The organism is Curtobacterium sp. MCJR17_043 (assembly GCF_003224315.2).
Classification (GTDB): Bacteria; Actinomycetota; Actinomycetes; order Actinomycetales; family Microbacteriaceae; genus Curtobacterium.
On record NZ_CP126259.1, the window covers coordinates 38840 to 65485 of the forward strand.

16 protein-coding genes and 9 pseudogenes are annotated in these 26646 nt (G+C 72.4%); 4 read left to right on the forward strand and 21 right to left on the reverse strand.

Annotated elements, in window-relative coordinates:
• Positions 1-7 precede the first annotated feature (7 nt).
• Positions 8-794 (reverse strand): annotated as a pseudogene (gene nagB, locus DEJ15_RS00160) (glucosamine-6-phosphate deaminase).
• A gap of 84 nt (positions 795-878) precedes the next feature.
• On the opposite strand from nagB, the gene DEJ15_RS00165 reads away from it, so the two are divergent.
• Both DEJ15_RS00165 and DEJ15_RS00170 read left to right on the forward strand, forming a co-directional pair.
• Positions 879-1358 carry an NUDIX hydrolase gene (locus tag DEJ15_RS00165; protein ID WP_110824159.1) on the forward strand — a complete coding sequence of 160 codons (480 nt, stop codon included), beginning with the start codon at positions 879-881 and terminating at the stop codon, positions 1356-1358.
• A 119-nt stretch (positions 1359-1477) separates the two neighbouring features.
• Positions 1478-1894: pseudogene (locus DEJ15_RS00170) on the forward strand (YdeI/OmpD-associated family protein); the annotation flags it as partial.
• Between the two features lie 27 nt (positions 1895-1921).
• Here DEJ15_RS00170 and DEJ15_RS00175 read toward each other — a convergent pair.
• The 12 genes and pseudogenes from DEJ15_RS00175 to DEJ15_RS00225 all read right to left on the reverse strand — a co-directional run bounded on the left by DEJ15_RS00175 (position 1922) and on the right by DEJ15_RS00225 (position 14071).
• The gene (locus DEJ15_RS00175) at positions 1922-2785 is read right to left on the reverse strand and encodes an NAD(P)H-hydrate dehydratase (protein WP_110824161.1); all 864 of its coding nucleotides are present in this window, start codon (positions 2783-2785) and stop codon (positions 1922-1924) included.
• Positions 2778-3524, reverse strand: a complete 747-nt coding sequence (locus tag DEJ15_RS00180) for a histidine phosphatase family protein (RefSeq protein WP_110824162.1) — start codon at positions 3522-3524, stop codon at positions 2778-2780. The genes DEJ15_RS00175 and DEJ15_RS00180 overlap by 8 nt, the downstream gene beginning before the upstream one ends.
• A gap of 133 nt (positions 3525-3657) precedes the next feature.
• Positions 3658-3807, reverse strand: a complete 150-nt coding sequence (locus DEJ15_RS00185; RefSeq protein WP_110891115.1) for an LPXTG cell wall anchor domain-containing protein — start codon at positions 3805-3807, stop codon at positions 3658-3660.
• 1 nt (position 3808) lies between these two features.
• Positions 3809-4189 carry an Ig domain-containing protein gene (locus DEJ15_RS00190; RefSeq protein WP_284176252.1) on the reverse strand — a complete coding sequence of 127 codons (381 nt, stop codon included), beginning with the start codon at positions 4187-4189 and terminating at the stop codon, positions 3809-3811.
• A 115-nt stretch (positions 4190-4304) separates the two neighbouring features.
• Positions 4305-4484 (reverse strand): annotated as a pseudogene (locus tag DEJ15_RS17170) (ice-binding family protein); the annotation flags it as partial.
• On the reverse strand, positions 4433-4963 hold the full coding sequence (locus DEJ15_RS00195) for an ice-binding family protein (protein WP_284175346.1): 531 nt from the start codon (positions 4961-4963) through the stop codon (positions 4433-4435). The pseudogene DEJ15_RS17170 and the gene DEJ15_RS00195, both read right to left, overlap by 52 nt.
• A gap of 270 nt (positions 4964-5233) precedes the next feature.
• Positions 5234-8282 (reverse strand): annotated as a pseudogene (locus DEJ15_RS00200) (alpha-mannosidase).
• A 46-nt stretch (positions 8283-8328) separates the two neighbouring features.
• Positions 8329-9228 carry a carbohydrate ABC transporter permease gene (locus DEJ15_RS00205; RefSeq protein WP_110824165.1) on the reverse strand — a complete coding sequence of 300 codons (900 nt, stop codon included), beginning with the start codon at positions 9226-9228 and terminating at the stop codon, positions 8329-8331.
• A 2-nt stretch (positions 9229-9230) separates the two neighbouring features.
• Positions 9231-10184 (reverse strand): carbohydrate ABC transporter permease, encoded by a 954-nt coding sequence (locus DEJ15_RS00210; protein WP_502866132.1) that lies wholly within the window; start codon positions 10182-10184, stop codon positions 9231-9233.
• 100 nt (positions 10185-10284) lie between these two features.
• Positions 10285-11641 (reverse strand): annotated as a pseudogene (locus DEJ15_RS00215) (extracellular solute-binding protein).
• Between the two features lie 274 nt (positions 11642-11915).
• Positions 11916-12767 (reverse strand): PhzF family phenazine biosynthesis protein, encoded by an 852-nt coding sequence (locus DEJ15_RS00220; protein WP_110824168.1) that lies wholly within the window; start codon positions 12765-12767, stop codon positions 11916-11918.
• Positions 12768-12796: 29 nt separating this feature from the next.
• Positions 12797-14071, reverse strand: coding sequence for an ROK family transcriptional regulator (locus DEJ15_RS00225; RefSeq protein ID WP_110824169.1), 1275 nt, complete (start codon positions 14069-14071; stop codon positions 12797-12799).
• A gap of 81 nt (positions 14072-14152) precedes the next feature.
• On the opposite strand from DEJ15_RS00225, the gene DEJ15_RS00230 reads away from it, so the two are divergent.
• Positions 14153-14605 carry a GNAT family N-acetyltransferase gene (locus DEJ15_RS00230; protein WP_110824170.1) on the forward strand — a complete coding sequence of 151 codons (453 nt, stop codon included), beginning with the start codon at positions 14153-14155 and terminating at the stop codon, positions 14603-14605.
• Between the two features lie 8 nt (positions 14606-14613).
• Complete coding sequence (locus DEJ15_RS00235; protein WP_110824171.1) at positions 14614-14973, forward strand: MGMT family protein; 360 nt, start codon at positions 14614-14616, stop codon at positions 14971-14973.
• On the opposite strand, the gene DEJ15_RS00240 is transcribed toward DEJ15_RS00235, so the two are convergent.
• From DEJ15_RS00240 to sucC, 8 genes and pseudogenes are all read right to left on the reverse strand, one after another.
• A complete protein-coding gene (locus tag DEJ15_RS00240; RefSeq protein ID WP_284175349.1) occupies positions 14970-15383 on the reverse strand; it encodes a DUF805 domain-containing protein in 414 nt (137 codons plus the stop codon). The two genes, DEJ15_RS00235 and DEJ15_RS00240, sit on opposite strands and share 4 nt — an antisense overlap.
• Positions 15384-15552: 169 nt before the next feature.
• Entirely contained in the window at positions 15553-17361 is a 1809-nt protein-coding gene (locus DEJ15_RS00245) for an ABC transporter ATP-binding protein (RefSeq protein ID WP_110824432.1), read from the reverse strand.
• A 125-nt stretch (positions 17362-17486) separates the two neighbouring features.
• Positions 17487-19315, reverse strand: a pseudogene (locus DEJ15_RS00250) (ABC transporter ATP-binding protein).
• Positions 19316-19886: 571 nt separating this feature from the next.
• Positions 19887-21521, reverse strand: a pseudogene (gene purH / locus DEJ15_RS00255) (bifunctional phosphoribosylaminoimidazolecarboxamide formyltransferase/IMP cyclohydrolase).
• Positions 21518-22111 carry a phosphoribosylglycinamide formyltransferase gene (purN, locus tag DEJ15_RS00260; protein ID WP_110824174.1) on the reverse strand — a complete coding sequence of 198 codons (594 nt, stop codon included), beginning with the start codon at positions 22109-22111 and terminating at the stop codon, positions 21518-21520. Before purN ends, purH begins: the two are co-directional and overlap by 4 nt.
• An 84-nt stretch (positions 22112-22195) precedes the next feature.
• A complete protein-coding gene (locus DEJ15_RS00265; RefSeq protein ID WP_110824175.1) occupies positions 22196-24289 on the reverse strand; it encodes a cell division protein PerM in 2094 nt (697 codons plus the stop codon).
• Between the two features lie 88 nt (positions 24290-24377).
• Positions 24378-25268, reverse strand: a pseudogene (sucD, locus tag DEJ15_RS00270) (succinate--CoA ligase subunit alpha).
• Between the two features lie 14 nt (positions 25269-25282).
• Positions 25283-26453: pseudogene (gene sucC, locus DEJ15_RS00275) on the reverse strand (ADP-forming succinate--CoA ligase subunit beta).
• Positions 26454-26646 lie beyond the last annotated feature (193 nt).

The window sequence follows — 26646 nt, forward strand, 5'->3', positions numbered from 1 at the left end:
CGCGGGGCTACTCGAACCGCTGCCACTCCGGCTTGTTCGCGTACGTGTACCGGTAGTAGTCGGCGAGCTGCAGGCCCGCGGCCGCTTCCTCGTCCACGACGACCGTGGCGTGCTCGTGCAGCTGCAGCGCGGAGCCCGGCACGAAGGACGACAGCGGCCCCTCGACGGCGGCGGCGACCGCGTCCGCCTTCGCCGCGCCCTGCGCGACGAGGACGAGCTCGCGGGCCTCGAGGATCGTGCCGAGTCCCTGCGTCATGCAGTGCGTCGGCACCTGGTCGAGCGAGTCGAAGAACCGTGCGTTGGCCTCGCGCGTGGACGGCGCGAGCGTCTTGATGCGGGTGCGGGACACGAACGAGGACGTCGGCTCGTTGAACCCGATGTGCCCGTTCGCCCCGATGCCGAGGATCTGCACGTCGACCCCGCCGGCAGCGCGGATCGCGGCGTCGTACTCCTTCGCGGCGAAGGCGAGGTCCCCCCGCGCGGCCGTCCGGCACGCGCACCCGGGTGGGGTCGAAGCCGAGGGGCTCGACGACGTCGCGGGCGATGACGCTGGCGTACGACTCGGGGTGCTCGAGCGGGATGCCGACGTACTCGTCGAGGGCGAACCCGCGCGCCTGCGCGAACGACAGCTCGCCGGCCTCGACCCGGCGGCGCAGGTCGGCGTAGATGCCCTGCGGGCTCGACCCGGTGGCGAGCCCGACGACCGCCGCGGGCTTCGTGGTGACGACCGACGCGATCTTGGCCGCGGCGACGCGACCGACCTCCGCCGGGCTGGGCAGGATGATGATCTCCACGTCGTCAGCCTACTGGTCATGACCAGTCACGGACAGGGTGAGCGCGGCGGCGGGAGGTGGGCCCGGGGCCGGTAGCGTGACGGCATGCCCACTCCCGACTTCGTCCTGTCCCTGCGCGAGAAGGTCGGGAACGACCTGCTCTGGCTCACCGGCGTCACCGCGGTCGTCACCCGCGGCGAGGGCGACGACCGCGAGGTGCTCGTCGTCCGCCGTGCCGACAACGGCGCCCTCACCCCGGTCACCGGCATCGTCGACCCGGGCGAGGAACCCGCCGTCGCCGCGGAGCGCGAGGTCCTCGAGGAGGCCGACGTCGTCGCCGTCGCCGAACGCCTGGCGTGGGTCCAGACGCTCGAGCCGATGACCTACCCGAACGGCGACCGCGCCCAGTACATGGACCTCGTCTTCGCCTGCCGCTGGGTCTCCGGCGACCCGTACCCGGCCGACGGTGAGAACACGGAGGCGTTCTGGGCACCGGTCACGAGCCTCCCGGACATGTCGGAGGACATGCGCCGACGGGTCGACGCGGCCCTCGCCGACGAGGTCGCTGCCCGCTTCGAGCGCTGACGGTCGGCGCCGGTGGCGGAAGGCCCCCGGCGCAGGTACCGTCGTGGGGATCCGCAGTGGTGCGTGACGCGCGTGCCGGAGACCGCGGCTGACGCCGCCGAGCCGCCCTGGAGGCCCGCATGGAGTTCACGACGACCGTCCGGCAGGCGCGCGTCAACGCGACCGGCCTGCCCGTCCCGGCCGAGGTCGTCGAGGAACTCGGGTCGGGCAGGCGTCCCGCGGTCGTCGTCACGATCGACGGCGGGTACACGTACCGGTCGACGGTCGGCGTCATGGGAGGGGAGTTCCTCGTCCCGCTGTCCGCGGAGCACCGGACGGCTGCCGGGATCGCGGCCGGGGACAGCGTGACCGTGTCCCTCGAGGTCGACTCCCTGCCGCGGACCGTCGACGTGCCCGCCGACCTCGACGCGGCGCTCAGCGCGGCGGGGGTCCGTGCGGCGTTCGACACCCTGTCGGGGTCGCGCAAGCGGGCGCTCGTCGACCCGGTCGAGCAGGCGAAGGCACCGGAGACCCGCGCGCGGCGCATCGAGCAGGCGGTGGCGTCGCTCCGGGGGGTGACCCGGTCAGGCGCCGAACTCGACCAGGACCCGCGGGATCTCGCCGAGCAGCTCGCTCGCCAGGTACCCCATCGGCCCGACCTGGACGGCCAGTCGGTCGCCGGCCGCCGCGTGCACCTGCGTCGCCCAGACGGTGGCCTGGGCGACGTCGGCCCCGCGTGCCAGCAGGCCGGTGATCGCGCCGGAGAGCACGTCGCCGCTGCCGCTCGTCCCGAGTCCGCCGGCACCGGTGCCCTTCGCCCACGCCCGGCCGTCCGGCGCGGCGACGACCCCGCCGAGCGACACGACGGCGCCGAAGCGCTCGGCGATCTCCGCCGCGTCGGTGTGGTCGTCGGAGCAGTCACGGCCGAGGAGCCGTTCCGCCTCGCCGGAGTTCGGGGTCATCACGAGTCGTCCGCGCAGGGGCGCGAGTTCGTCCACGAGGTCCGCCGCGACACCGAGCGCGAAGGCGTCGAGCACCACGATCGTGTCGTCACCGACCGCCGCGGCGAGTCCGGCGACGAGGTCACGGCTGCCGTCGGGTTCGTCCAGGCCCGGTCCGACGAGCACGGCGTCGGCGCTCTCGAGGTCGTCCGTCAGGGTGTCGACGGCGCCGACCGCGACGTGGCCGTCGTCGTCCTGGGGCAGCGGTTGCACGCCGGACTCGGGCAGGGCGACGGCGACGTGCGGGGCGACGCTCTCCGCGACGGCGAGCGTCAGTCGGCCACCACCGACGCGGAGCGCCGCGGTCGCGGACAGCATCGCGGCACCCGGGGTCTTGGCCGCGCCGCCGACGACGAGCACCTGCCCGCGGCCGTACTTGCTCCCGCCGACCTCCGGCAGGGCCCACTCGCGCAGCAGGTTCGGGGTGACGGGGGTGGGTTCAGACACGGGCGTCGTCCTTCCGGCCTTCGTGTTCGGTGACGGTGGCGCCCGGGTCCTCGTCGAGGTGGCCGGTGCCGGAGAACTCCTCGAGGGACCAGCGGCTCCCGAGGCCCTCGCGTCGGAGCCGGGTCAACGAGGCGTTCGCGACGGTGTGCGACTCGGCGAAGTCCATCAGCTCCGGCTCGTCGAGGTCGAGGCAGACGGCGATGACCAGCATGACGACGGCGTCGTGCGCGGCGATGACGAGACGGTCGGCACCGTCGAGCCGGTCCACGTCGGCCAACATCGAGCGCAGCCGGAGCATGACGTCGACCCAGGACTCCCCGCCCGCGGGTCGGTGGTAGTACTTGCCGAGCCACTGCCGGCGCTGCTCCTCGTCGGGGTGCAGGTTCGCCGAGCCGGTCCGGGTGAGCCGGTCGAGCACGCCGAGCTCCCGGTCGCGGAGTCGCTCGTCGACGCGGCGCGGGGGTTCGGCGAGGCCGCCGGCCTCGAGCGCGATGCCGATCGTCTGCTGCGCGCGTCGGTACGGGGAGACCCAGAGCACCACCGGGACGTCGTCGACCCCGCGTTCGGCGAGTTCCGCTCCGAGCGCTCGCGACTGCTCCTCGCCGAGCGGGCTCAGCGGGACGTCGGCGTCCCGGTGGTCGACCTCGATGACGTCGGCCCCGGCGGCCTCCGCCCGGGCTGCTGCGACGTTGGCGGTGGACTCTCCGTGGCGGACGAGCCAGATCTCGGTGACGGCCATGGCCGCGACGCTAGCCGGGAGGCGCTGGACCGGTTCCCGGGCAGAGGCGCGGCCCCGCCTCGACGCTCGGGCGCACACGGCACCGCCCGTCGGGGGGACGAGCGGTGCCGTGTGCGTTGGGAAGGGGTCGGGGTCAGACGCGGCCTGCGCGACGACGTCGGGCGACGACCGTCAGTCCGAGGCCCGCGGCCAGCAGCACGCCGGCGATGCCGAGCGGGAGCGTCGGGTCGCTGCCGGTGAAGGCAAGGGTCCCGGTGGGCGTCCGACCGGTGCCGGTGCCCACGTCACCGGCGGTCGGCGTCGTCCCGGTCGGCGTCGTCCCGGCCGGCGTGGTGGGGGGTCGGCGTCGGCGTGGTGGGCGTCGGCGTCGGGACCGGAGCGGCGGGCGCAGGGGTGGGAGTCGGGGTCGGCGTCGGGGTGGGCGCCAGGACCCGGACGGTGACGACCTGGGTGTCGGCCGGGCCGGTGCCGTTCGATGCGGTGATCGTCACGGTCGAGGACCCCGGCGCGGTCGGGGTGCCCGAGATGACGCCGGTGGTGCTGTCGATCGTGAGACCGGTCGGCAGGCCCGTGGCGGTGAAGGTCGGCGTCGGCGTCCCGGTGGCGGTCACGGTGTAGCTGTAGGGCTGTCCGGTCGTCGCGTCCGTGGGCGTGCCGGAGGTGATCGACGGCGCGACGGTCGGCGTGGGGGGTGGCGGGCGGCGGGCAGGTCTGTGACGGCGTGATCGTGTTCGTGTCGAGCGTCACCGCGCCGTTCAGGGCGAGCAGGCGGCCCTGGACCGTTGCACCGGTGACCGCGGTGACGGACTGCTGGGCGAGGACGGTGCCCTGGAACTGCGCACCGCTCTGGATGGTCGCGGAGCTACCGACCTGCCAGAAGACGTTGCACGAGCTCGCGCCGCCGGTGATCAGGATCCGGGTGTCCGTCCCCACGACCAGCGTGGACGCTGCCTGGAACACCCAGGTCGACTGCGCGTCGCCGTCCAGGGTGAGCGTGTTGCCGTCCGACAGGTCCAGTGCACCCCCCCGGAGTAGACCCCGGGGACGAGCGGCGCACGGTTGTCGAGGTCGGTGACGTCGACGCCGCTCGGTGTGAGTGCCGCGGCCGCGTCGTACGCGGTCCGGGCGTCCTGCTGCGCCTGCGCGGCCTCGGTGCGGGACCGGACCGTGCCGGTGACGACGCCGTCCGGTGCCGCTCCGAACCCGGTGACCGCGGTGCCGGGCGAGACGCCGAGGTCACCGTTGACGACGGTCGGTCCGGTGTTGGTGACGGCGCTGGCCCCGAGGACGCCGTAGGTGGCAGCGGTCCCGAGTGTGACGGGCCCGTCGATCTCGGTGGCCGCGGAGGCGCCGGATGACGCCGTGAGGACGAGCGACACTGCGAGGCCCAGACCGGCACCACCCGTCAGGACGCTGCGGAGGAACGGTGACGCGGCCATGGAGGCACCTGTCTGAGAGGGAGAGGCACAGTGCGTTCGTCGACGACGGACGCATGATCTCCGGTCTCCGGAGTATGCGTCACATCTGCTCGGAACGGGGTGGAGACGCCCGATCCGCCTCGCTCACGGCCGGACTCCCAGGTCGCACACACGCTCGGAGCGGTCACCGGCCGCCGCGGACCCCCCAGTGCAGGGGGGGCACACCATGCACGAGCGGCGCCGGACGGGTGCACCCAGAGCCCCGTCCGACGCCGCGGTCGTCCCGCCCGACTACGCCCGTCGCACCCGCAGGCTGACGATCTCGAACGGCCGGAGCGTCAGCACGACGGGTCCGCCGTCCTCCCACGTCCCGTCGTCGAGCGGTCGTTCGAGCAGGTCCACCCGGGTGACGCCGGCGACGTCGAACCCGAAGTCCACGCCGACGTCGGTCGCCCGACCGCCGAGCGCCTCGTACAGCCGCACGACGACGTCCCCGCTCCGGTCCTCGGCGAGCTTCACGGCCTCGACGAACACCTGCGGCGACGACACGGTGACGAGCGGTTCGACGGCCGTGTCGCCGGGCACCGTCCGCACCGGCAGGTTGAGCCGGTACCCGGAGTCGGCGGCGTCGAGCACCGAGGCGCCGACGCGCAGCACGGTGCGGAACACGTGGTGCCCCTGGTCGGCCTCGGGGTCGGGGAACTTCGGCCCGCGCACGAGGGACTCCCGCACCTGGGTGGTGGTCCCGCCGTCCGCCCGGGTGCTCCGCGTGACGTCGTGCCCGTAGGTCGAGTCGTTCGCGATCGCGACCCCGAAGCCCGGCTCGGCGACGTGCACCCACCGGTGCGCACTCGTCTCGAACCGTGCGAAGTCCCACGAGGTGTTCTGGTGCGTCGGCCGGTCGATGTGCCCGAACTGGATCTCGCTCGACGCCTGGTCGGCCTTGAGGTCGAGCGGGAACGCCAGCTTGAGGAGCTTCTGCTGCTCGTGCCAGTCGACCTCGGTCTCGACGACCAGCTCGGGCTGCCCCTCGGCCGCCGTGTACCGGGTGGTCACGGTCGAGCTGCCGAACGGACGGACGACGACGAGCGCGTCACCCTCGACCGTGACGCTCGTCGCGGTGAGCGCGGACCCGTGGCGCTGGTACGCCCGGTCGATGTCCCACGCCTCCCACTGGTTCGGGGTGTCGCGGAACACGGTGTACTCCGCCGCTGCGGCGCCCGGGGCGACGGCGTCCCGCCCGGAGGCCCGGTCCACGAACGACACGACGTGCCCGGCCGCGTCGACGGTCGCGACGACCGCACCGGTGTCGAAGACGAACCGGTCGCCGTCCGGCTCGGGAGGCACGGCCCGCGCCACGTCGACGGGCGCGGCTCCCAGCGCGGTCACGCCGTCGGCGACCACCGGGGACGCGTTGAACCGGACCTGCGGGGCGGACGCGGCCGGGCCTCCCGGCCGGTCCGCGGTGGCCGTACCGCCGGTGGCGAGTGCGGAGGTCGCCGTGCCGATCAGTTCCTCGAGGACACCTGCGACGCGGGCGTACTCGGCCTCCGCGTTCTCGTAGACCCAGGCGATGGACGAGCCCGGCAGGATGTCGTGGAACTGCTGGAGCAGCACGGTGTGCCAGGCCGACTCGAGTTCGTCGTACGGGTACGCCTGCCCGAGCCGGACGGCCGCGGTGGAGGCCCAGAGCTCGGCCTCGCGGAGCAGGTGCTCGGAGCGGCGGTTGCCCTGCTTCGTGCGGACCTGCGACGTGTACGTGCCGCGGTGGAACTCGAGGTACATCTCCCCGGACCAGACGCCGGGGGTGGGCAGCGCCCGTTCCAGCTCCTCGAACACCTGCGCCGGCGTGCCGAGGTCGACGCGGGGCGAGCCGTCCAGGTCGTGCTGGCGTCGGGCTGCGGCGACCATCTCGCGGGTCGGGCCACCACCGCCGTCACCGAAGCCGTAGAGCAGCATCGAGGTGTTCGCGACGCCGCGCTCCTTGTTCTGGCGCTCCCCCCCGGTGCAGGTCCGCGGGCGAGACGTCGGAGTTGTACGTGTCCGCCGGGGGGCAGGTGCGTGAGGACCCGGGAGCCGTCGATGCCCTCCCACAGGAACGACGTGTGCGGGATGACGTTCGTCTCGTTCCACGACGGCTTCTGCGTGACGAACCACTTCGACCCCGCGGCGCGCACGATCTGCGGGAGCGCGCCGGTGTACCCGAACGAGTCGGGGAGCCAGGCCTCGGGGGGTGTCGATGCCGAACTCCTCGAGGAAGAACCGCTTGCCGGCGACGAACTGCCGGGCCAGGGCCTCACCACCGGGCAGGTTCGTGTCGGACTCGACCCACATGCCGCCGACCGGGATCCACCGCCCCTCGGCGACGCGCTGCTTGATCCTGCCGAACACCTCCGGGTACTCGTCCCGCATCCAGGCGTACTGCTGGGCGGACGAGCACGCGAACGTGAAGTCGGGGTCGCGGTCCATCAGGTCGAGCACGTTGGAGAACGTGCGGGCGCACTTGCGCTTCGTCTCCCGCACCGGCCAGAGCCAGGCGGAGTCGATGTGCGCGTGCCCGACGGCGATCGCGCGGTGCGCAGCAGCACTGGCGGGCACGGCGAGCGCCGTCGCCAGCACGGCGCGGGCGTCGGCGGCGGTCCCGGCCACGTCGTCGGGGTCGAGTGCGTCCGCAGCCCGTTCGAGCACGCGGAGCACGTCGGCGCCGCGGGTGCCGTCGGTCGGGAGCTCGGCCATGAGACCGCGCAGCACCCAGAGGTCCTGCTGCAGCTCCCACACGGTGTCGTCGCGTTCGACGACCTCGAGTGCGCGCAGGCGGTAGATCGGGACGTCGCCGGCGGTGTGCTTCGAGCCGAGCGGGGTGGCGCCCTGGAAGTCGTCGCCGCCGATGTCGGGGTTCGCGCCGGCCTCGACGTAGAGCTCGAACGACTCCCCCCGGGCCGACCTGCAGCGGGACGGTGTCGTTGCGCGGCTCGATGGCCTTGATGGTGGAGCCGTCCGGGCGGAACGCGAGCCCTTCGGCCTGGAACCCGGGCTGGCGCTTGCTGAACCCGAGGTCGACGAGGAGCTCGGCGGTGGTGCCGTCCGCCGTGCCGAAGTCCGCGGGCACGGTGCCGGTGACCCGGAACCACGTGGTGCCCCACGGTCGGGCGCCCCACGGCTCGCCGACCGTGAACGGCGTGTACGTCTGCTGCACGGCCTCGGCGAAGGGCACCGGTTCGTCCGGCACCTGCCAGGCCTCGATCGTCACCGGCGATGCCCGTCGGTGGACGTTCGGGTCGACGCGGTCCCGCACGAGTCGCGCGATGCGGGCCTCGACGAGCGGTTCGTCCTGGTGCATGAGGGTCCTTTCGTTCCGCGTGGTGAGCGCGGCTGGGGTGCGGTGGTCAGCCCTTGATGCCGCCGGCGAGGGCGTTGCCCCCGCCGAGGCCGCGGGACACGAGCACGTAGAGGGCGATGACGGGCACGGAGTAGACGATCGAGAACGCGGCGAGCTGCCCGTACGCGACGGCCCCGTTCTGACCGAAGAAGTTGAAGATGCTCACCGCGGCGGGCACCTTGTCGGGCGAGAGCAGCAGGACGAAGGGGACGAAGAAGTTCCCCCACGCCTGGATGAACACGAAGATGAACACCACGGCGATGCCGGGTCGCATGAGCGGCACGACGATGCGGGTGAGCGTCGTGAACATCGAGGCGCCGTCGGTCCAGGCCGCTTCCTCCAGCGAGATCGGCACCGAGTCCATGAAGTTCTTCGCCATCCAGATCGCCATCGGCAGGCTGGTCGCGGCGAGGAAGAAGACGCAGCCCCAGATGTTGTCGATGAGGTTGAGCGACACGAAGAGCGCGTAGACGGGGACCATCATCGCGGTGATGGGCAGACCGGTGCCGAACAGGATGCTGTACAGGAACGGCTTGTTCACGCGCAGCTTGTACCGGGACAGCGGGTACGCGGCGAGGAGCGCGGCGACGACCGTCGCGACGGCCGTGCCACCGGAGAGCAGCAGACTGTTCGCGAGCGGGATGAACGACAGCTCCGGGGTGAGCACCTGGGTGAAGTTGTCGAGCGTGAACTGCGACGGCAGCTTCACCGACAGCGACGCCTGCGTGTCCACCGATGCGAGCACGAGCCAGAGCAGCGGCACCGCGAAGCACACCGCGATGACGAGCAGGACGATGTTCGACACCCACCGGAGGGTGCGACCCCGGGGCGAGGTCATGTGGACCGCGCCCGGGGCGGTCACCGAGCGGGTGACGTTCGAGACCGGACGGTCAGCGGTGAGGGCCATGGTCAGTCCACCTCCGGCTTCAGTGCCTTGATGTAGATGATCGAGAAGACCGCGCCGACCACGAGCAGGATGGTCGCGATCGCCGTCCCGAAGCCGAGCTGCGAGAACTGGAACGCCTCCTGGTACGCCAGGATCGGCAGGGTCGACGAGTTCGTGCCCGGTCCGCCGCCCGTCATCACGAAGATGAGGGTGAAGACCGACAGGGTCTGCAACGTCGTGAGCATGAGGTTCGTCGAGATGCTGCGGCGGATGACCGGCAGCGTGATGTAGACGAGACGCTGCCAGCCGGTGGCGCCGTCGACCTCGGCGGACTCGGTGATCTCCTCGGGGACCTCCTGCACGGCGGCCGAGTAGACGAGCATCGAGAACGCCGTCCCGCGCCAGACGTTCGCGAGGATGACCGCGATCATCGGGTACGTGTAGAGCCAGTTCGGCCCGCTGACGCCGAGCGACGCGAGGAACGTGTTCAGCGTCCCCTCGTCGTGGAAGAACGCGTACGCCGCGAACGAGGCGACGATCTCGGGCAGCACCCACGCGGCGACGACGAAGGTGCCGACGACGCCGCGGACGACCCGGTTCGCGCTGCGCATGAGCAGCGCGAGGCCGAGGCCGAGCACGTTCTGCCCCACCACCGCCGAGGCGATGAGGAACACGATCGTCAGGACCACGGACTTCGGGAAGTCCGGGTCCTGGAAGAGCTCGACGTAGTTCTGGAAGCCGACGAACTGCTGGTCCGCGGCGTCGATGCCGGTCAGCGCCGCGTTCGTGAAGGAGCCGTAGAACGACGAGATGACCGGCCCGAGCAGGAACACGACGAGCAGGACGACGGCGGGCAGGAGCGGGACGACGCGCGTCGCGTTCCGCATCGGGCGCCGCTTCCGCGGCGAGGGTGGGTCGGCGCGGTTCGGCGAACCGGGGGCCGACAGCGTCGGCGCGAGGGGGGGGGTGCTGGACACGGTGGATGCCTTCCGGGTGCGGAGAGGGTTCCGGAGATGGGGGCTGTCGGGAGGCGCGGGGCGGACGGGCACCGCGCCTCCCGTCAGGTGGTGCGGGCGGTCAGCCGGCGACGGTGGCGTCCTTGCCGACGACGCCCTCGACGGCCTTGTCGTAGACCGCCGCTGCCTCGGCGGGCGACTGCTGACCGGTCATCACGGACTCCATCGCGACCTGGATGGCGTTCGAGACCTGTGCGTACTCGCTCGTCGCCGGACGGAAGTTCGTGTGCTCCACGAGCCCGGAGAAGAACTCGAAGGTCGGGTTCGCGCCGGTGTACGCCGGGTCCTCGGCGACGTCCTTGCGGACGGCGATCTGGCTGTTCTCCGAGTCGTACTTGATGGAGCCGTCCTTGTCGAGGAACATCGTGATGAAGTCGAACGCGTCCTGCGGGTTCCCCGACTTCGAACCGACCGCGAGCGTCCAACCGCCGGACATCGAGTTGTAGCCCGGTTCCTGGCCGTTCTGCGTCGGGAAGGGCGCCTGACCCATCACGTCGTTCCACTCGGCCCACGGGGCGGTGCCGGACTCCAGCCAGGTGCCGGACTGCCACGAACCGTCGAGGTCGATCGCGAGCTTGCCCTCCGGCAGCCACGTCTGCGTGATCGTCGTCCCGATGTTGGTGTCGAGGGCCTGCTGCGGCGTGGGCCCGAGGTCGCCCTGGTAGACGTCCTCGATGAACTGCAGCGAGTCCTGGAACTGCTCCGAGCCGACGACCCACTTGCCGTCGCGGTACAGCGTGTTGCCGTCGCCGTCCGCGCCGTAGAGCAGCATCTCGAAGCCCTGCATGGTCGAGGCCTCGCCCTGCGCCTTGCCGGAGTAGATGTTGAACGGGATGACGTCCGGCTGCTGCTCCTTGATGGTCTTCGCGGCGGCGAGGACGTCGTCCCAGGTCTCCGGCTTCCACGGCACGGGCAGACCGGCCTTCTCGAAGATCTCCTTGTTGTACCAGAGCGCACGGGTGTCGGTGCCCATCGGGACGCCGTAGATCTTGCCGTCCTCCCCCCTCACCCGCCTGCTTCGCGTTGTCGTAGAACTGGTCCCACTCGTCCCACTTCTCGGTGAACCGGTCGATCGGCTGCAGGTAGCCGGCATCGGCGTCGGCCTTGATGCGGAACGTGTCCTCGTAGATGACGTCGGGCGCGGTCGCGGGTGCCCGGTTCATCAGCGCGAGCTTCGTGGCGTAGTCGTCCTCCTGCGCCTGGATCGGGACGAGTTCGACCTCCTTGCCGGGGTTCGCCTCCTCGTACTCCTTCTTGACGACCTTCATCTGGGCGTCGAGCTGCTGGAAGGCGCCGAACTTCTGGTAGGCGATCTTGATCGTGTCGCTCGAGGCGGACCCCGAGCTCGAGCAGCCGGCGAGTCCGACCGAGGCGACGGCCACGGCGGCGAATCCGGCGATGATGCGGGTGCGTTTCATCGGTGCTCCTTTGCACGGGTGAAGGTCGCGGACTCCGTTGCCCGCGTTGCCGGTTTAGTCCATCGTATGGATTTGAACGTTGTCAAGCGTTCGACGGGAAGCGCGTCCGGTTCGTGACCTGCGCGTGGCGGGGGGCGGTCCGGTCCGGCTTGGTTCGCGCTGCGCGACGTTCTCCGCGTCAGCGAGCACGAACGGTGTCGCTGCGCGCGAAGCGGCCCGTCGGCTCGACTGCGACCGGCCCGGGTCCGTGCCGGGCCCGGGCCCGGGTGCGCGGCTACCGGATCGGGGTCGCCCCGCCGGTGACGGTGACGCCGCCGCTCGCAGGCACGTCGACGAGCAGCACGCTCGGCCGTCCGACGTGCCGCCCCTGCCGGATCACGACCCGGTCACCCGGCACGGCTACGCCGGTCTCCTGCAGGTACGCCCCGACGGATGCGGCGGCCGATCCCGTCGCCGGGTCCTCCGTGATGCGGCCGACCGGGAAGAGGTTCCGCGCCTCGTACTCCCCCGGTGTCACCGGGTGCAGCACGGTCACGGTCGCCGGCCAGCCGCTCTGTCGCATGAGGTCGGCGAGCGCCTCCGGGGCGAACCGGAACTGGTGGAACAGGTCCGCGTCGGCGAGGACGAGCACGGGGTGCCAGTTGCCGGCGAAGGCCTCGAGGGGCGGGTGCGCCGCGTCGAGGTCGTCCGGCACGAGTCCGAGCAGGTCGAGCAGCGTCAGCAGCCGGTCGTCGGGCAGCGGCCGGGTCGCGGGCTCGACGCTCGTCATCGCGACCTGTACGACGCCCGCGGACAGGACCGTGTCGAGCACGACGTCGCCCGACCGTGTGACGAACACCCGCTGCCCGGGCCCCTGCCGCTCGGCGATCGCCACCGCGAGCGCGACCGTCGCGTGGCCGCAGAACGGCACCTCCGCGGCCGGGGAGAAGTAGCGCACCCGGACCCGGTCCCCGTCCGACCCGGTGACGAAGGCGGTCTCGGAGTACCCGACCCGCTGCGCGATCGCGAGCATCTCGTCGTCGGTGAGGGCCGCGGCGTCGAGGACGACCCCGGCCGGGTTGCCGCCGTGCGCACCGGCCTGCGGGTCGGCGAACGCGGTGTACCGGAGGACCTCGACGTGCTGCACGGTCCGAGGCTACCGAGCGTGCGCGACCCTCAGTGCGCGATGAGCAACGTGCTCGCGCGCGGCGACAGCGCCGCGTCGAGCACCAGGCAGGCCGCCCCGACCGCGGCCACGTCCGCCCCGCGCTGGCTCTCGACCACGGTCACGGGGTGCTTCGGGACGAGGATCGGCGACCCGGCGATCGCCGCCGTCGCCGCCGGGAGGGCAGCGGGTGCGATCCGCGACCAGAACGGCCCGCCGAAGACGACCCGGTCCACGTCGAGGAGGTTGACGATGACGACCACCGCCCGTCCCATCACCGTGCCGACCTCGGCCGCGAACGCCGACGCGACCGGGTCGCCGGCCGCGACCGCGTCCCCGAGCGCGTCCCACGCCCGGTCGACGGCCGCGAGGTCGACCCCGGCGTCCACCCCGTCGCCCGCGAGCTCGTCCACGGCCCCGAGCGGGACGCCACGATCCGCCGCGATCCGCACGAGCCGGTCGGGCGTCACGGTGGCTCCGACCTCGCCACGCGCACCCTCGCCGTCGGGCGTGCCGGCGAGGCTCCCCTGGTCGACCATGATGTGTCCGGCGTCCCCGGCGTTCGCCCCGGACCCGCGGACGGGCTCGTGGTCGATGACGAGCCCGACGCCGAACCCGGTGCCGAAGTACACGAACGCGAAGTCCCGCGCCGCTGCCTCCCGCGCCAGGAACAACTCGCCGACCGCCGCGGCGGTGACGTCCTTCTCGAGGAGCACGGGGTACCCGGTCGCGTCCCCGAGGGCGTCCCGGAGCGCCACGTCCCGCCACCGCGGCAGGAACGGCGGGTCGAGCACGATGCCGGCGGCCGCGTCGATCGGCCCCGGCGAGGCGACCCCGACCCCGAGCACGTCGTCGGGGTCGACGTCGGCGCGACGGACGAGTTCGTCGACCGCGGACGCCATCGTCCGGATCACCTGCTCCGGGTCCTCGGCGCTCGGGGTCGACGTGGTGGCCTCGGCCACCACCGCACCCGCCAGGTCGAGCAGCACGTACGTGACGACCGCGGGGTCGACGTGCACCCCGACGGCGAAGCGGCTGCGGGCCTCCAGACGGAGGATCGTGCGCGGCTTGCCGCGCCCGGACACCACCGTGCCGGACTCGACGATCATGCCGCCGTCGATGAGGTACCGGGTGACGTTCGAGACCGTCTGCGGGCTGAGGCCGGTGCGGGCCGCGAGTTCGACGCGGCTGAGCCCGTCGGGTGAGCGACGGACGGCGTCGAGCACGACCGTGCGGTTGAAGCCGCCCAGCGACGGCAGGTTCGCCCCACGTCGATGCTCCGCCACCCGAGCGACGATACCGCCGGAGCACGCTGCCTCCGTCGCACCGCTGGCATCCGACCCGCCCGCACCGTTAGCCTGACCGACATGACGGACCTCCGCCTCGAAGAACTCTCCGCAGCGACCGCCGCAGCGGCCAACTCGCTGACGCTGAAGCCGGGGCAGGAGCAGTTCGTCCAGCCGACCTCGTACGCGCAGGCCGAGTCGGACGTGAAGCCGAGCGCCTCGTGGCCGCGGGTCGTCCTGGACGGGGACGAGGTCGTCGGGCTCATCATCGGCAGCTTCGACGCCGACAACGCGCAGGAAGAACTGCGCAGCTGCATCTGGCGGGTCAACGTCGCCGCGAACGCGCAGGGCCGCGGTGTCGGCCGGTTCGCCGTGCACGGTCTCGCCGAGGAGGCCCGCAAGCGCGGCTTCGAGCGCCTGACCGTGGTCTACGAGCCCGGTGCTGGCAGCCCGGCGGCGTTCTTCGAGGCGATCGGCTTCCGGGTGATCGGCGAGACCCAGTACGGCGACCACTTCGCGGCGCTGACGCTCTAGGCGCCGTCGTGTCGGCCCCGTCGTCCCGCGAGGGCGCGGACGACTTCGGTGCCGCCGTCGCGGCGGTCGTCCGTGCCATCCCGCCGGGTCGCGTGATGACGTACGGCGACGTCGCCGCCGTGCTCGGCTCCCGTGCCTCCCGTGCGGTCGGCAAGGTGATGGCCCACGAGGGCGTCGACCTGCCCTGGTGGCGGGTCGTCCGGGCCGGCGGGCTGCCACCGGTCCGCCACGAGGCACGCGCCCTCGAGCACTACCGCGCCGAGGGCACGCCGCTGCGCCCGACGCGTGCGGTCGACGACGACGCGGCCTGGAGGCTCGACATGCGCCGTGCGCGCTGGTCGCCGACCGCGGACAACCGGTCGGACTAGCGCCGCGCGGACGTCCCCGAGCCGGGCGTCGCCGGGCCGGGCGTCGCCGGGCCGGGCGTCGCCGGGCCGGGCGTCGCCGGGCCGGCCTGCAGGTCGAACCGCGTGCCCTTCGGGTTGGACGGCAGCAGGAAGAACACGAAGAGCACGAGCGACCCGATGCCCGGGAGCACGTGCAGGAACTGCCAGAAGCCGGACAGGTTCGCGTCGTGCAGGCGCCGCGCCCCGAGGGCCAGCCCACCGACGAGCGTCACGAGGGCCCAGAGCACGAACAGGTAGGACCCGACGGGGTTCTCGAGCAGCGGGGCGTCCGGGGTGAACGCCTGCGGCACGAGCTGCAGCACGAGGCCGACCGCGAACGACGTGAGCCACCACCACCAGAACTCGGAACGGGACGCCCGGCCGGTGAACACCGTGTACTTCCGCCAGAACCGCCGGACGGCCTCGGCGAAGGGGGGCGCCGACGAAGGGGTCGCGCAGGGCGACGCCTCCCGGCTGGACGTCGTTGCTGCTCATCCCCCCCAGCAAACCACGGCGTCCGGTCCCGCCCCGGACGGGACGCACCCCCCTTCACGGACATCACTAGACCAGCGAGTCCCGCCAGGCCGCGTGCAGCTGCGAGAACCGCCCCGTCCCGGCGATGAGGTCGGCGGGCGTGCCGTCCTCGACGATGCGGCCGTACTCCATGACGAGCACCCGGTGGGCGATCGCGACGGTCGACAGCCGGTGCGCGATGATCACCGCGGTCCGGTCGGCGAGCAGGGTCTCGAGCCCCTCCTGCACCAGCCGCTCCGACGGGATGTCGAGCGACGCCGTGGCCTCGTCGAGGATGAGCACCTTCGGGTCCGCCAGGAACGCGCGGGCGAACGACAGCAGCTGCCGTTGCCCTGCCGACACCCGGCCGCCGCGCTTGTTCACGTCGGTGTCGTACCCGTCCGGCAGTGCCGTGATGAACGCGTGGGCACCGACCGCCTTCGCCGCCGACACGATGTCCGCTCGGGAGGCTCCCGGTCGACCGAGCTCGATGTTGTCCGCCACCGAGCCGGAGAACAGGTACGCCTCCTGCGTCACCATGACGACCGCCCGGCGCATGTCCTTCGGGTCGAGGTCCCGCAGGTCGACGCCGTCCAGGGTGACCGCGCCCGAGGTCGGGTCGTAGAACCGCGCCATGAGCTTCGCGAGCGTCGACTTGCCGGCACCGGTGGACCCCACGAGCGCGATGGTCTGCCCCGCCGGGATGTGCAGGTCGAACTCCGGCAGCACGACGCGGTCCTCCTTGTAGGCGAACGCGACGTGCTCGAAGTCGACCCGGCCGGCCGCGTCCGGCAGCTTCACCGGCTTCGCCGGATCCGGGACGCTCGGCTGCTCCTCGAGGACGCCGGAGATCTTCTCCATCGCGGCCGAGGCCGACTGGTAGCTGTTGTAGAACATGGCGAGTTCCTGCGCCGGGTCGAAGAACCGCTTGGCGTACAGCGCGACCGCGAGCAGCGCGCCGATCTCGAGCGACCCGCCGACGACCCGGAAGCCGCCGACGATGACGACCGCGGCGAGCGTCGCGTTCCCGATGAGCACCAGACCCGGGTCGAAGATCCCGAACAGGTTGAACACGCGGGCGTTCGCCTGCCGGTTCTGCTCGACCTGCTCGCCGTACTCGACCTCGTTGCGGGACTCCTTGCGGAACGCCTGCACCGCGCGGATGCCGGTCATCGTCTCGACGAAGTGCACGATCACGCGGGCACTCGTCGTCCGGGTGGACCGGAAGAGCTGCTGCGAGCGCTGCTGGAACCACCGGGTCAGGAACCACAGCGGCACGAGGGCGACCGCGAGCACCAGGCCGGAGGTCGGGTCGAGGAGCACGAGCGCCGCCGCGGTGAAGAGCATGTACAGCACGCCCTGGATGAGCTGGTTCAACCCGGAGTCGAGCAGTTCCCGGATCGAGTCGAGGTCGCTCGTCTGGCGGGAGATGATCCGGCCCGAGGTGTAGGTCTCGTGGAACTCGAGCGAGAGCCGCTGCGTGTGCAGGAACACCCGCTTCCGCAGGTCGAACAGGATCGCCTGGCTGATCCGCGCGGACAGCACGGTGTACCAGGCGGTGAGGACGGCGCCGACGACCGCGATCGTGATGTACGACCCCACGACGAGGAACGCCGGCGACCAGTCGTCCCGGTCGAGCACGGTGGGCAGGGCGTGGTCGATGCCCCAGGCGATGAGCGCGGGTCCGGCGACCTGCCCGGCGGTCGCGAGCACCACGACGACGGCGATGCCCCAGAGCCGGGCCCGCAGCGGCGCGGTGAGCGAGCCGAGCAGTCCGAGCGACCGGCGCCGCAGGCGGCGGCTCTCGGCCTTCGTGAAGTCCTCGCGTTCCTCGCCGCGCACCCCGTGCACGGTGATCGACGCGGTGACCGGGGCCGCTGCCTCGGCTGCCTGCGTGCCGGTGCCGACCTGCGCCACCGGCACCGATCCGCCCGTGGGTTCCTGGTCGACGGTCACGCGCGCGTCCTGGTCGGTCTCGTCGCTCATGCCATCGCCTCCTCTCGGTCGTCTGCGTCGTCGTCGTCGAGCGACGAGATGACGGCACGGTAGTGCTCGTTCGTGGCCATCAGCTCGGCATGCGTGCCGACGGCGGTGACGCGGCCGTCCTCCATGAGCGCCACCCGGTCCGCGAGCGTCACGGTCGACGGACGGTGGGCCACGATGAGCGAGGTCGTGTCGGCGAGGACCCGGCGGAGACCGGCCTCCACCCGGGCCTCGGTGTCGACGTCGAGCGCCGACAGCGGGTCGTCGAGGACGAGCACGCTCGGCCGCGCCGCGATCGCCCGGGCGAGCGCGAGTCGCTGCCGCTGCCCGCCGGACAACGACAGCCCTTCTTCTCCGACCCGAGTGTCGACGCCCTCGGGCAGGTCGTCCACGAAGGACGCCTGCGCGATGTCGAGGGCCTCGCGCATGATCCGCTCGGCCTCCGGGCCGGTCAGGTCCGGGCGGCCGAGCAGGACGTTGTCGCGCACGCTCGACGAGAACAGGGTCGCGTCCTCGAAGGCGACCGCGACGTGCCGTCGGAGTTCGGCTCGGGTGAGGTCCCGCACATCGACGCCGTCGATCGTGACGGACCCGCCGGTGACGTCGTACAACCGGGGCACGAGCGACAGCAGGGTCGTCTTGCCGGAGCCGGTGAGTCCGACGAGCGCCATCGTCTCGCCGGGCTGCAGGTGCAGCTCGACGCCGTCCACCAGGTCGGGGAACTGCGGCGGGGGAGTCCTGGTAGCGGAAGTGCGTCGCGTTGAACGAGAGCGCACCGTGCGGCTCGGTGATGGTCTTCGGCTCCGCGGGGTCCGTGATCGTGTTCTCGGAGTCCATGACCTCGAAGTACCGGTCCACTGCGGTGCGGGTGTCGAACGTCATCGACAGGAAGAACCCGATCGACTCGATCGGGAAGCGCAGCACGGTCGCGGTCGCGAAGAACGCGAAGAGCTGCCCGACGCTGAGGTCCCCCCTGGCTGGCGAGCCAGATGCCGGCGAGCAGGCAGAGCGCGAACGCCACGTCCGGCACGAGCAGCAGCCACAGCCAGATCGCCGCGATCGCCTTGGCCTTCTCGATCTCGGTGCCGCGCAGCTGCTCGGCCTGCTCGGCGAACTCGTCGAGCTTGTACCGGCCCCGCCCGAACGCCTTGAGCACGCGGATGCCGTGCACCGACTGCTCGACGCTCGTCGCGAGGTCGCCGACCTGGTCCTGGCTGCGGCGGGCGACGATCGAGTACTTCCGCTCGAACAGGACGCTGTTCACCCACACCGGGATCGACGCCACCAGGAAGATGAGGCCGAGCTGCCAGCCGAACGTGAAGAGCACAGCGAACCCGATGACGATCGTCACGACGTTCACGACGAGGAGCACGATGCCGAACGCCAGCCAGCGCCGGATGAGCGACAGGTCGGACACCGAGCGGGACAGCAGCTGCCCGGACTCCCATCGGTCGTGGAACGCGACGGGCAGATCCTGCAGCTTCGCGTAGAGCGCGTTCCGCATGCTCGCCTCGATGCGGGTCGACGGCCGCATGACGAGCTTCCGGCGCGAGGCGATGAAGAACGCCTCGAGGACACCGAGCGCGAGCACCGCGGCTCCGGCGGGCAGGATGAGTCCACCGTCCCCGGAAGCGAGCGGCCCGTCGACGAGGGCCTGCAGGACGTACGGGATGGCGAGCGCGACGACGGAGGCGCCGAGCGCCGCCAGCATCCCGCCGAGCAGACGCCATCGGTAGGGCTGGACGTAGGGCCAGAGTCGTCCGAGCGCGCGGGCGGTGGACGGTCGCGCCGGGGTCGGCGCCGGTTCCCGATCGGGTCCCTGGGACATGCGTGTGCGTCCTCGTGCTTCGTGCCGGGTCCCGTCGGCCAGGGGCTGGCCCTGTCCGGACGGGAGGCCCGGGGTGCGTTGCGTGGTCTGGTCGGCCGGTTGCCCGGTCACGGTGCCGCGGTCGTCGCCGTCGGGACGGCGTCCGTCGGTGGGCCGGATCGGCATCCGGTCGGAGGCGACGGGGACACGTGTCCCTGGCGCTCGGTCGGGCTGGGCCCGATCCGGCCCGGCGGGTGCGGGAGGCGGCTCTACGCGGTCGGCGTCGCCGGGACGACGGGTGCCCCCCGCGGACGGGGACGACGCGACGGCGCGACGGGCGCGTCGTGCGTCGGGAGCGGTCCCGCTGATGGACGTCCGTGTCGTCCGGGCCCCCGTTGCCGTGGTGCCGGTCGTCGTGTCCATCGTCACTCCAGTCGTCGTCTTCGTCACCGTCGTGTCCGCGGTGCCGCCGACCCGTGGAGCAGTCGTCGGCTGAGGCCGCAGAGCCCTGCAGACTATCGGCAGCGACTCCCAGCGCGCAACCAGCAACGCGTGCTCCTCCGCCCCGCCGCCGCGGCCGCTGGATCGGTACTCAGTGGAAGAAGTGCCGCTCGCCCGTGAAGTACATCGTGACGCCGGCTGCCGTCGCGGCCGCGATGACCTCGTCGTCCCGGACGCTGCCGCCCGGCTGGGCGACCGCACGCACCCCGGCGTCGAGCAGGACCTGCAAGCCGTCGGCGAACGGGAAGAACGCGTCCGACGCGGCGACCGAACCGGCAGCGCGGTCCCCGGCGCGGTTCACGGCGAGGTGGCACGAGTCGACGCGGTTCACCTGCCCCATGCCGACCCCGACGCTCGCGCCCTGGTTCGCGAGCAGGATCGCGTTCGACTTCACCGCACGGCTGGCCTTCCACGCGAAGGCCAGGTCGGCGAGGGTCTGCTCGTCGGCCGGCTCGCCGGAGACCAGGGTCCACGCGGACTGGTCGAACCCGGTGAAGCGGTCGGCGTCCTGCACGAGGAAGCCGCCCGAGATCTGCTTGACCTCACGCTCGGCGAGCGCGAAGTCCCCCCGGCAGCGTGAGCAGGCGGATGTTCTTCTTGCGGGACAGGACCTCGAGTGCCTCGGGGTCGAACGCGGGAGCCACGACGACCTCGGTGAAGATGTCGGCGATCGTCTCGGCCATGCCCAGCGTGACCGGACGGTTCGCCGCGATGACCCCGCCGAACGCCGACAGCGGGTCGCAGGCGTGCGCGGCGGCGTGCGCGGAGGCGATCGGGTCGGATGCGTCGGGGGGCGGCGACCGCGATGCCGCACGGGTTGGCGTGCTTGATGATCGCGACGGCCGGCTCCGCGAAGTCGTACGCGGCACGGACCGCTGCGTCCGCGTCGACGTAGTTGTTGTACGACATCTCCTTGCCGTGCAACTGGGTCGCCTGCGCGATCCCGGTGCCGTCGGCGCTCGTGTACAGCGCCGCGGACTGGTGGGCGTTCTCGCCGTAGCGGAGCGTCGCGGTGCGGTCCGCGGTCAGCGTGAGCTGCTCCGGGAAGGCGCTGGGGGGCCTCCCGGTCGTCGGCGCCGGACGCGACCGGTTCGGCGACGACGTCGGACGCGAAGTACGCGGCGACGGCGGTGTCGTACGCCGCGGTGTGGCCGAAGGCCTGCGCGGCGAGGCGCTTGCGGAGGGCGAGGTCGGTGCCGCCCGCACGGACGGCCTCGACGACCTCGGCGTAGGAGGCGGGCGAGACGACGATCGCGACGTTCGGGTGGTTCTTCGCGGACGCGCGGACCATGGCCGGGCCGCCGATGTCGACGTTCTCGACCACGGTCGCGGTGTCGGCGCCCGAGGCGACCGTCTCGACGAACGGGTACAGGTTCACGACGACGAGCTCGAACGGCGCGATGCCGAGGTCGGTGAGCTGCTGCTCGTGCGACTCGAGCCGGAGGTCGGCGAGCAGCCCCGCGTGCACGGCGGGGTGCAGGGTCTTCACGCGGCCGTCGAGCGACTCCGGGAAGCCCGTGACGCTCGCGACGTCGGTGACGGCGTACCCGGCGTCACGGATGGTCTGCGCGGTGGAGCCCGTGGACACGAGCTCGACACCCGCGTCGGCGAGGGCGCCGGCGAGCTCGAGCAGCCCGGACTTGTCGCTCACCGAGATGAGGGCACGACGCACGGGCACGACGTCCCGGTCGCGGTACAGGCTGGGGTCGGCGGCGTGCACGCTCATGCGGGGGTGGTGCCCTTCAGGTCGATGTGTCCGTTGGCGATGTCGAGGACGGTCTGGATGAGCAGCCGGCGTTCGACGGGCTTGATGCGGTCGTGCAGGGTCGACTCGGTGTCGTGCGGCAGGACCGGGACGCGCTCCTGCGCCAGGATCGGTCCGCTGTCGACGCCGTCGTCCACGGCGATGACGCTCGCGCCGGTCTCGGTCACGCCGGCAGCCAGGGCGTCACGGACGCCGCGCGCACCCGGGAACTCGGGCAGGTACGCCGGGTGCGTGTTGATGACCGACGGTCCGAACTCCGCCACGACCGCGGGCGGCAGCAGGCGCATGAGCCCGGACAGCACCAGCAGGTCGGGCGTCCACGGACGGATCTGCTCGGCGAGCGCCTCGCCCCACTTGGCGCGGGTCGCGTAGCGCGTGAACGGCACCGTGAAGGTCGGGATCGAGTACTCCTCGCCGAGCTGGAGGCCCTCGGCGTCACGGTCCGCCCCGATCGCGACGACGCGGGCGGGGTACTCGGCATCGCGGGTCGCCTCGAGCAGGGCCCGGAGGTTCGACCCGGTACCGGAGATCAGGACGACCAGTTCGAGCACGGGAACAACCCTAGCCTCGATCGATCGTCGCGGCGGTCGACCTCGGTCCCGCGCAGCGTGCCCAGAAGAAGGTGAGCCGGTAGCTCAGGCGTCGGTGTCGCCCTTCGGCCTCCGCCACCACGGCAGCTCGTCCTCGGGGATCTGGTCCGTCGTGTCCCAGGTCGCCGCACGGGGCGCCGGTCGCGCGGGCGGCTCCGGGTCCACGTCGTCCCGCCCGGCCACGAACTCCTCCGTGCTCCAGGGGAAGGCCGGCTGCTCGTCGGTCCGCGGCGGGACGGGGCCCGCGGAGCCCGACGGTGCAGGTGCGGCGTCGGTCGTGGGTGGGACGGCACCGCCGGGGCGGTGCCGCAAGGCGTCCGCGCGGTCTCGCAGGTCGCCGGCCCGCTCGCGCAGGTCCCCGGCCCGGTCGCGGGCACCGGTGGCAGCGGCACGGAGGCGTGCCCGGACGCTGTCGACGGCGCCGCCGGCTCGCGTGCGCGGCCCGGCGGCAGCGCCCGCGTGGTCGTCCAGACGCTCGGATGCGACAGCGTCCGTCCGCGCCCAGTCCGGCAGGTCGACGTCGGTGGCCTCGGCGTGCGCGGCCTCGGTCTGGGACGGCGCCGCGTCCGGCGCAGCCGGGAGGCCCGTGTCGGCCCCGCCGTGCTCCGCCCCGTCCGCACCGCGTCCGGGCCGGTCGTCGCCGCGTCCGGGCTGGTCGTCGCCCGCCACACGGTCGGACGTCAGCGTCTCGCCGCCACGGTCGAGGTCGGCGGTCGCTCGGGGAACCGCACCGGAGTCCGTGCTGGCGTGCGTCACCGGGTCGTGCACCTCGTCCACCGAGAACCGGTGCACGTCGGTGGTCCGGCCGGCGCCCGCGTGGTCGAGGGCAGCGATGAGCGACCCGTGGTCGGCGCTCGCGTCCGCGGTGGCGACGTCGTCCTCGACCTCGTGCCAGCGCTCACCGATCCAGGAGCGCTCCGGCAGGCGCACCAGGTCACTGCCGATCGCGAGCGCGATGATCGCGGGGACACCGACTTCGAGTGCGGCGACGGCACCGACCACCAGGGCGTCCGGGCCGACGACGGCCAGGCGCCCCGGCCCCGCCGACCCCGCGGTGAGCCCGGTGACGACACCGGTCAGGACACCGGCGACCAGCCCGGTCACGACTCCGCCGAGCGCCCGGTACAGGGCCGAGTCGGCGGACCCGAGCGCACGGACGAGCCGCGGACGCAGCAGTCCACCGGTGACGAAGCCCGCCACGACGGGCACCAGGATCCAGACCAGGCCGAACGTGTGTCCCGACGTCGGCAGCGCCCCGAGCAGCGGCACGGCCGGGAGCGGGCCGAGCACGGTCCCGAGGGGCGACACCGACGATCCGGCGCCGATCGCGAAGCCCGGGCCGACGAGCCACGCCGTGGCCCACCCGACCAGGTCCGGGACGAACGCGAGCTGGCCGACGGTCATGGCGATGCCGCCGACGACACCGGCGTGCGACCGTTCGTAGAGCGTGATGACCTCGGCGAAGGAGCCGAGGAGCGCGAACCCGACCAGGATGCCGGCGACCGCCACGACGCACGCGGTCGCGACGGTGCCGGCGCGCAGACCGAAGCCGACGACGCCGCGCCAGAGCGCCGGGATGCGGCCGACCAGGTCCACCACCCGGAGGGTCAGCGGATCGGCCGCCTGGCCACGCCGCCGCCGGCAGACCTCGGCCGTGACGACGGCCGGGACGCCGAACCAGAGCGCGGGCAGCACGACGGCCTGCCAGATCACCGGGTGGGTGGCGCTCGTGGTCGCGGTGAGGGCGACCAGCAGGCCGAGGGCGGCGACCGCCGCGGTGCCGACCAGGACCCCGGTGACGCGGTGCTCCGTCTCGGCGAACCGGCGTCCGGCCCGGCCGCCGAGCCACGCCGTGACGACGGCGAACCCGAGGGCCGCGAGGGTGACGACGATCGGTGCGGACGCCCCGGGGAGACCGGTGGCCTCCGCCGCCGCGGAGCCGAGCGTGAACGTGACGTCCACGCCGTGACCGACGAGCCAGACGTTGCCCGCCGCGGTCCAGAAGACGCTCCAGTCGACCTGGAGTCCGTACTCGAACGCCCACAGCAGGGTGAGCGGCACGAGGGCGACGCCCACGCCGACGCCGACCGTCACGATCGCTTCGATCACGGCGAGGAGGGCGGTTCCGAGGCGGTTCATCGCAGCGAGGATACGTGCCCGACCCCGCGCAGGACGGGAGGCTCGGCGCGGGTCCCGCACCGAGCCTCCCGTCCGACAGGAGCACGCGTCAGCGCGCGGCGATGACCTCGCGCAGCAGCGCGGCCGTCTCGGACGGCGTCTTGCCGACCTTGACGCCGGCCGCCTCGAGCGCCTGCTTCTTCGCCTCGGCGGTGCCGGCGGAACCGGACACGATCGCGCCGGCGTGGCCCATCGTCTTGCCCTCGGGGGGCCGTGAAGCCCGCGACGTACCCGACGACCGGCTTCGTGACGTTGGCCTTGATGTAGTCGGCGGCGCGCTCCTCGGCGTCGCCGCCGATCTCACCGATCATCACGATGGCCTCGGTCTCCGGGTCGGCCTCGAACGCGGCGAGCGCGTCGATGTGCGTCGTCCCGATGACCGGGTCGCCGCCGATGCCGATGGCGGTCGAGAAGCCCAGGTCGCGCAGCTCGTACATCATCTGGTAGGTCAGGGTGCCGGACTTCGAGACGAGGCCGATCGGGCCCTTGCCGGTGATCGTCGCCGGGGTGATGCCGACGAGCGACTCCCCCCGGGGTGATGATGCCGGGGCAGTTCGGCCCGATGATCCGGGTCTTCCCACCGAGCGCCTTCGCGTGCGCCCAGAACACCGCGGCGTCCTGCACCGGGATGCCCTCGGTGATGACGACGACGAGGGGGGATCTCGGCGTCGACGGCCTCCATCACGGCGTCCTTCGCGAACGCCGGCGGGACGAAGACGATCGAGACGTCGGCACCGGTGGTGTCGATGGCCTCGCGCACCGAGCCGAAGACGGGGAGCTCGACGTCGCCGTGCGTGACGGTCGTGCCGGCCTTGCGGGCGTTGACACCGCCGACGACCTGCGTGCCGGCCTTGAGCATGAGGGCGGTGTGCTTCGTGCCCTCACCGCCCGTGATGCCCTGGACGATGACCTTGGAGTCCTTGTTGAGGAAGATCGACATTGCTCTGGTGCTCCTTACGCCGCGGCCGCGGCGAGCTCGGCGGCCTTCTCGGCCGCATCGTCCATGGTCGCGGCGACGGTGACGAGCGGGTGCGCTGCCTCCGCCAGGATCCGTCGGCCCTCGTCCACGTTGTTGCCGTCCAGGCGGACGACGAGCGGCTTGGTGGCCGCATCCCCGAGCATGCCGAGCGCGGCGACGATGCCGTTCGCGACGGCGTCGCAGGCGGTGATGCCGCCGAAGACGTTCACGAAGACGCTCTTCACCTGCGGGTCGCCGAGGATGACGTCGAGGCCGTTGGCCATCACCTCGGCCGAGGCACCGCCGCCGATGTCGAGGAAGTTGGCGGGCTTCACACCACCGTGGCGCTCACCGGCGTAGGCGACGACGTCGAGCGTCGACATGACGAGCCCGGCGCCGTTGCCGATGACGCCGACCTGGCCGTCGAGCTTCACGTAGTTGAGGCCGTGCTGCTTCGCCTTGGCCTCGAGCGGGTCCTCGCTCGCGGTGTCCTCGAGCTGCGCGTGCCCCTCGTGGCGGAAGTCGGCGTTCTCGTCGAGGGAGACCTTGCCGTCGAGGGCGAGGATCTGCCCGTCGCCGGTGCGGACCAGCGGGTTCACCTCGACGAGGGTGGCGTCCTCGCCGGCGAACACGTCGTAGAGCTTCACGAAGACGTCCGCGACCTGGTCCTGGAGCTCGGATGGGAAGTTCGCCTGGCGCGCGATGTCGAGCGCGGCCTCCTTGTTGATGCCGGTGAGCGGGTTCACCTCGACGCGCGCGAGCGCCTCGGGCTTCTCGACCGCGAGCTGCTCGATCTCCATGCCGCCCTCGACGCTGGTGAGCGACAGGTAGGAGCGGTTCGCCCGGTCGAGCAGCACCGAGAAGTAGAACTCCTCGGCGATGTCGGCACCCTGCGCGACCATGACGCGCTGCACGGTGTGGCCCTTGATGTCGAGGCCGAGGATCGCCTGCGCGTGCTCGAACGCCTCGTCCGGGGTCTTCGCGACCTTGACGCCGCCGGCCTTGCCACGGCCACCGACCTTCACCTGCGCCTTGACGACCACGACGCCGCCGATCTGCTCGGCAGCCGCCTTCGCCTGCTCGGGGGGTGTCGGCGATGATCCCCTGGAGGACGGGGACGCCGTAGGACTCGAAGAGGTCCCTGGCCTGGTACTCGAAAAGATCCACGCTGTTCTTCTTCCCGCACGGTTCGTGCGATCGGCATCGGTGTCCGGTCGCGCCTCCACATCGAGGGTCGCTCGATGTCGAGACAACGGCCGCGACCGAGCCTAGCGCTGGCAGGTGGACGCGCGGTGCCCCGGTGGAGAACGCGCTGCCCGCGCCGGCCGCCGACCTCTGTCGTCCGGGGTACGCCGTCTCC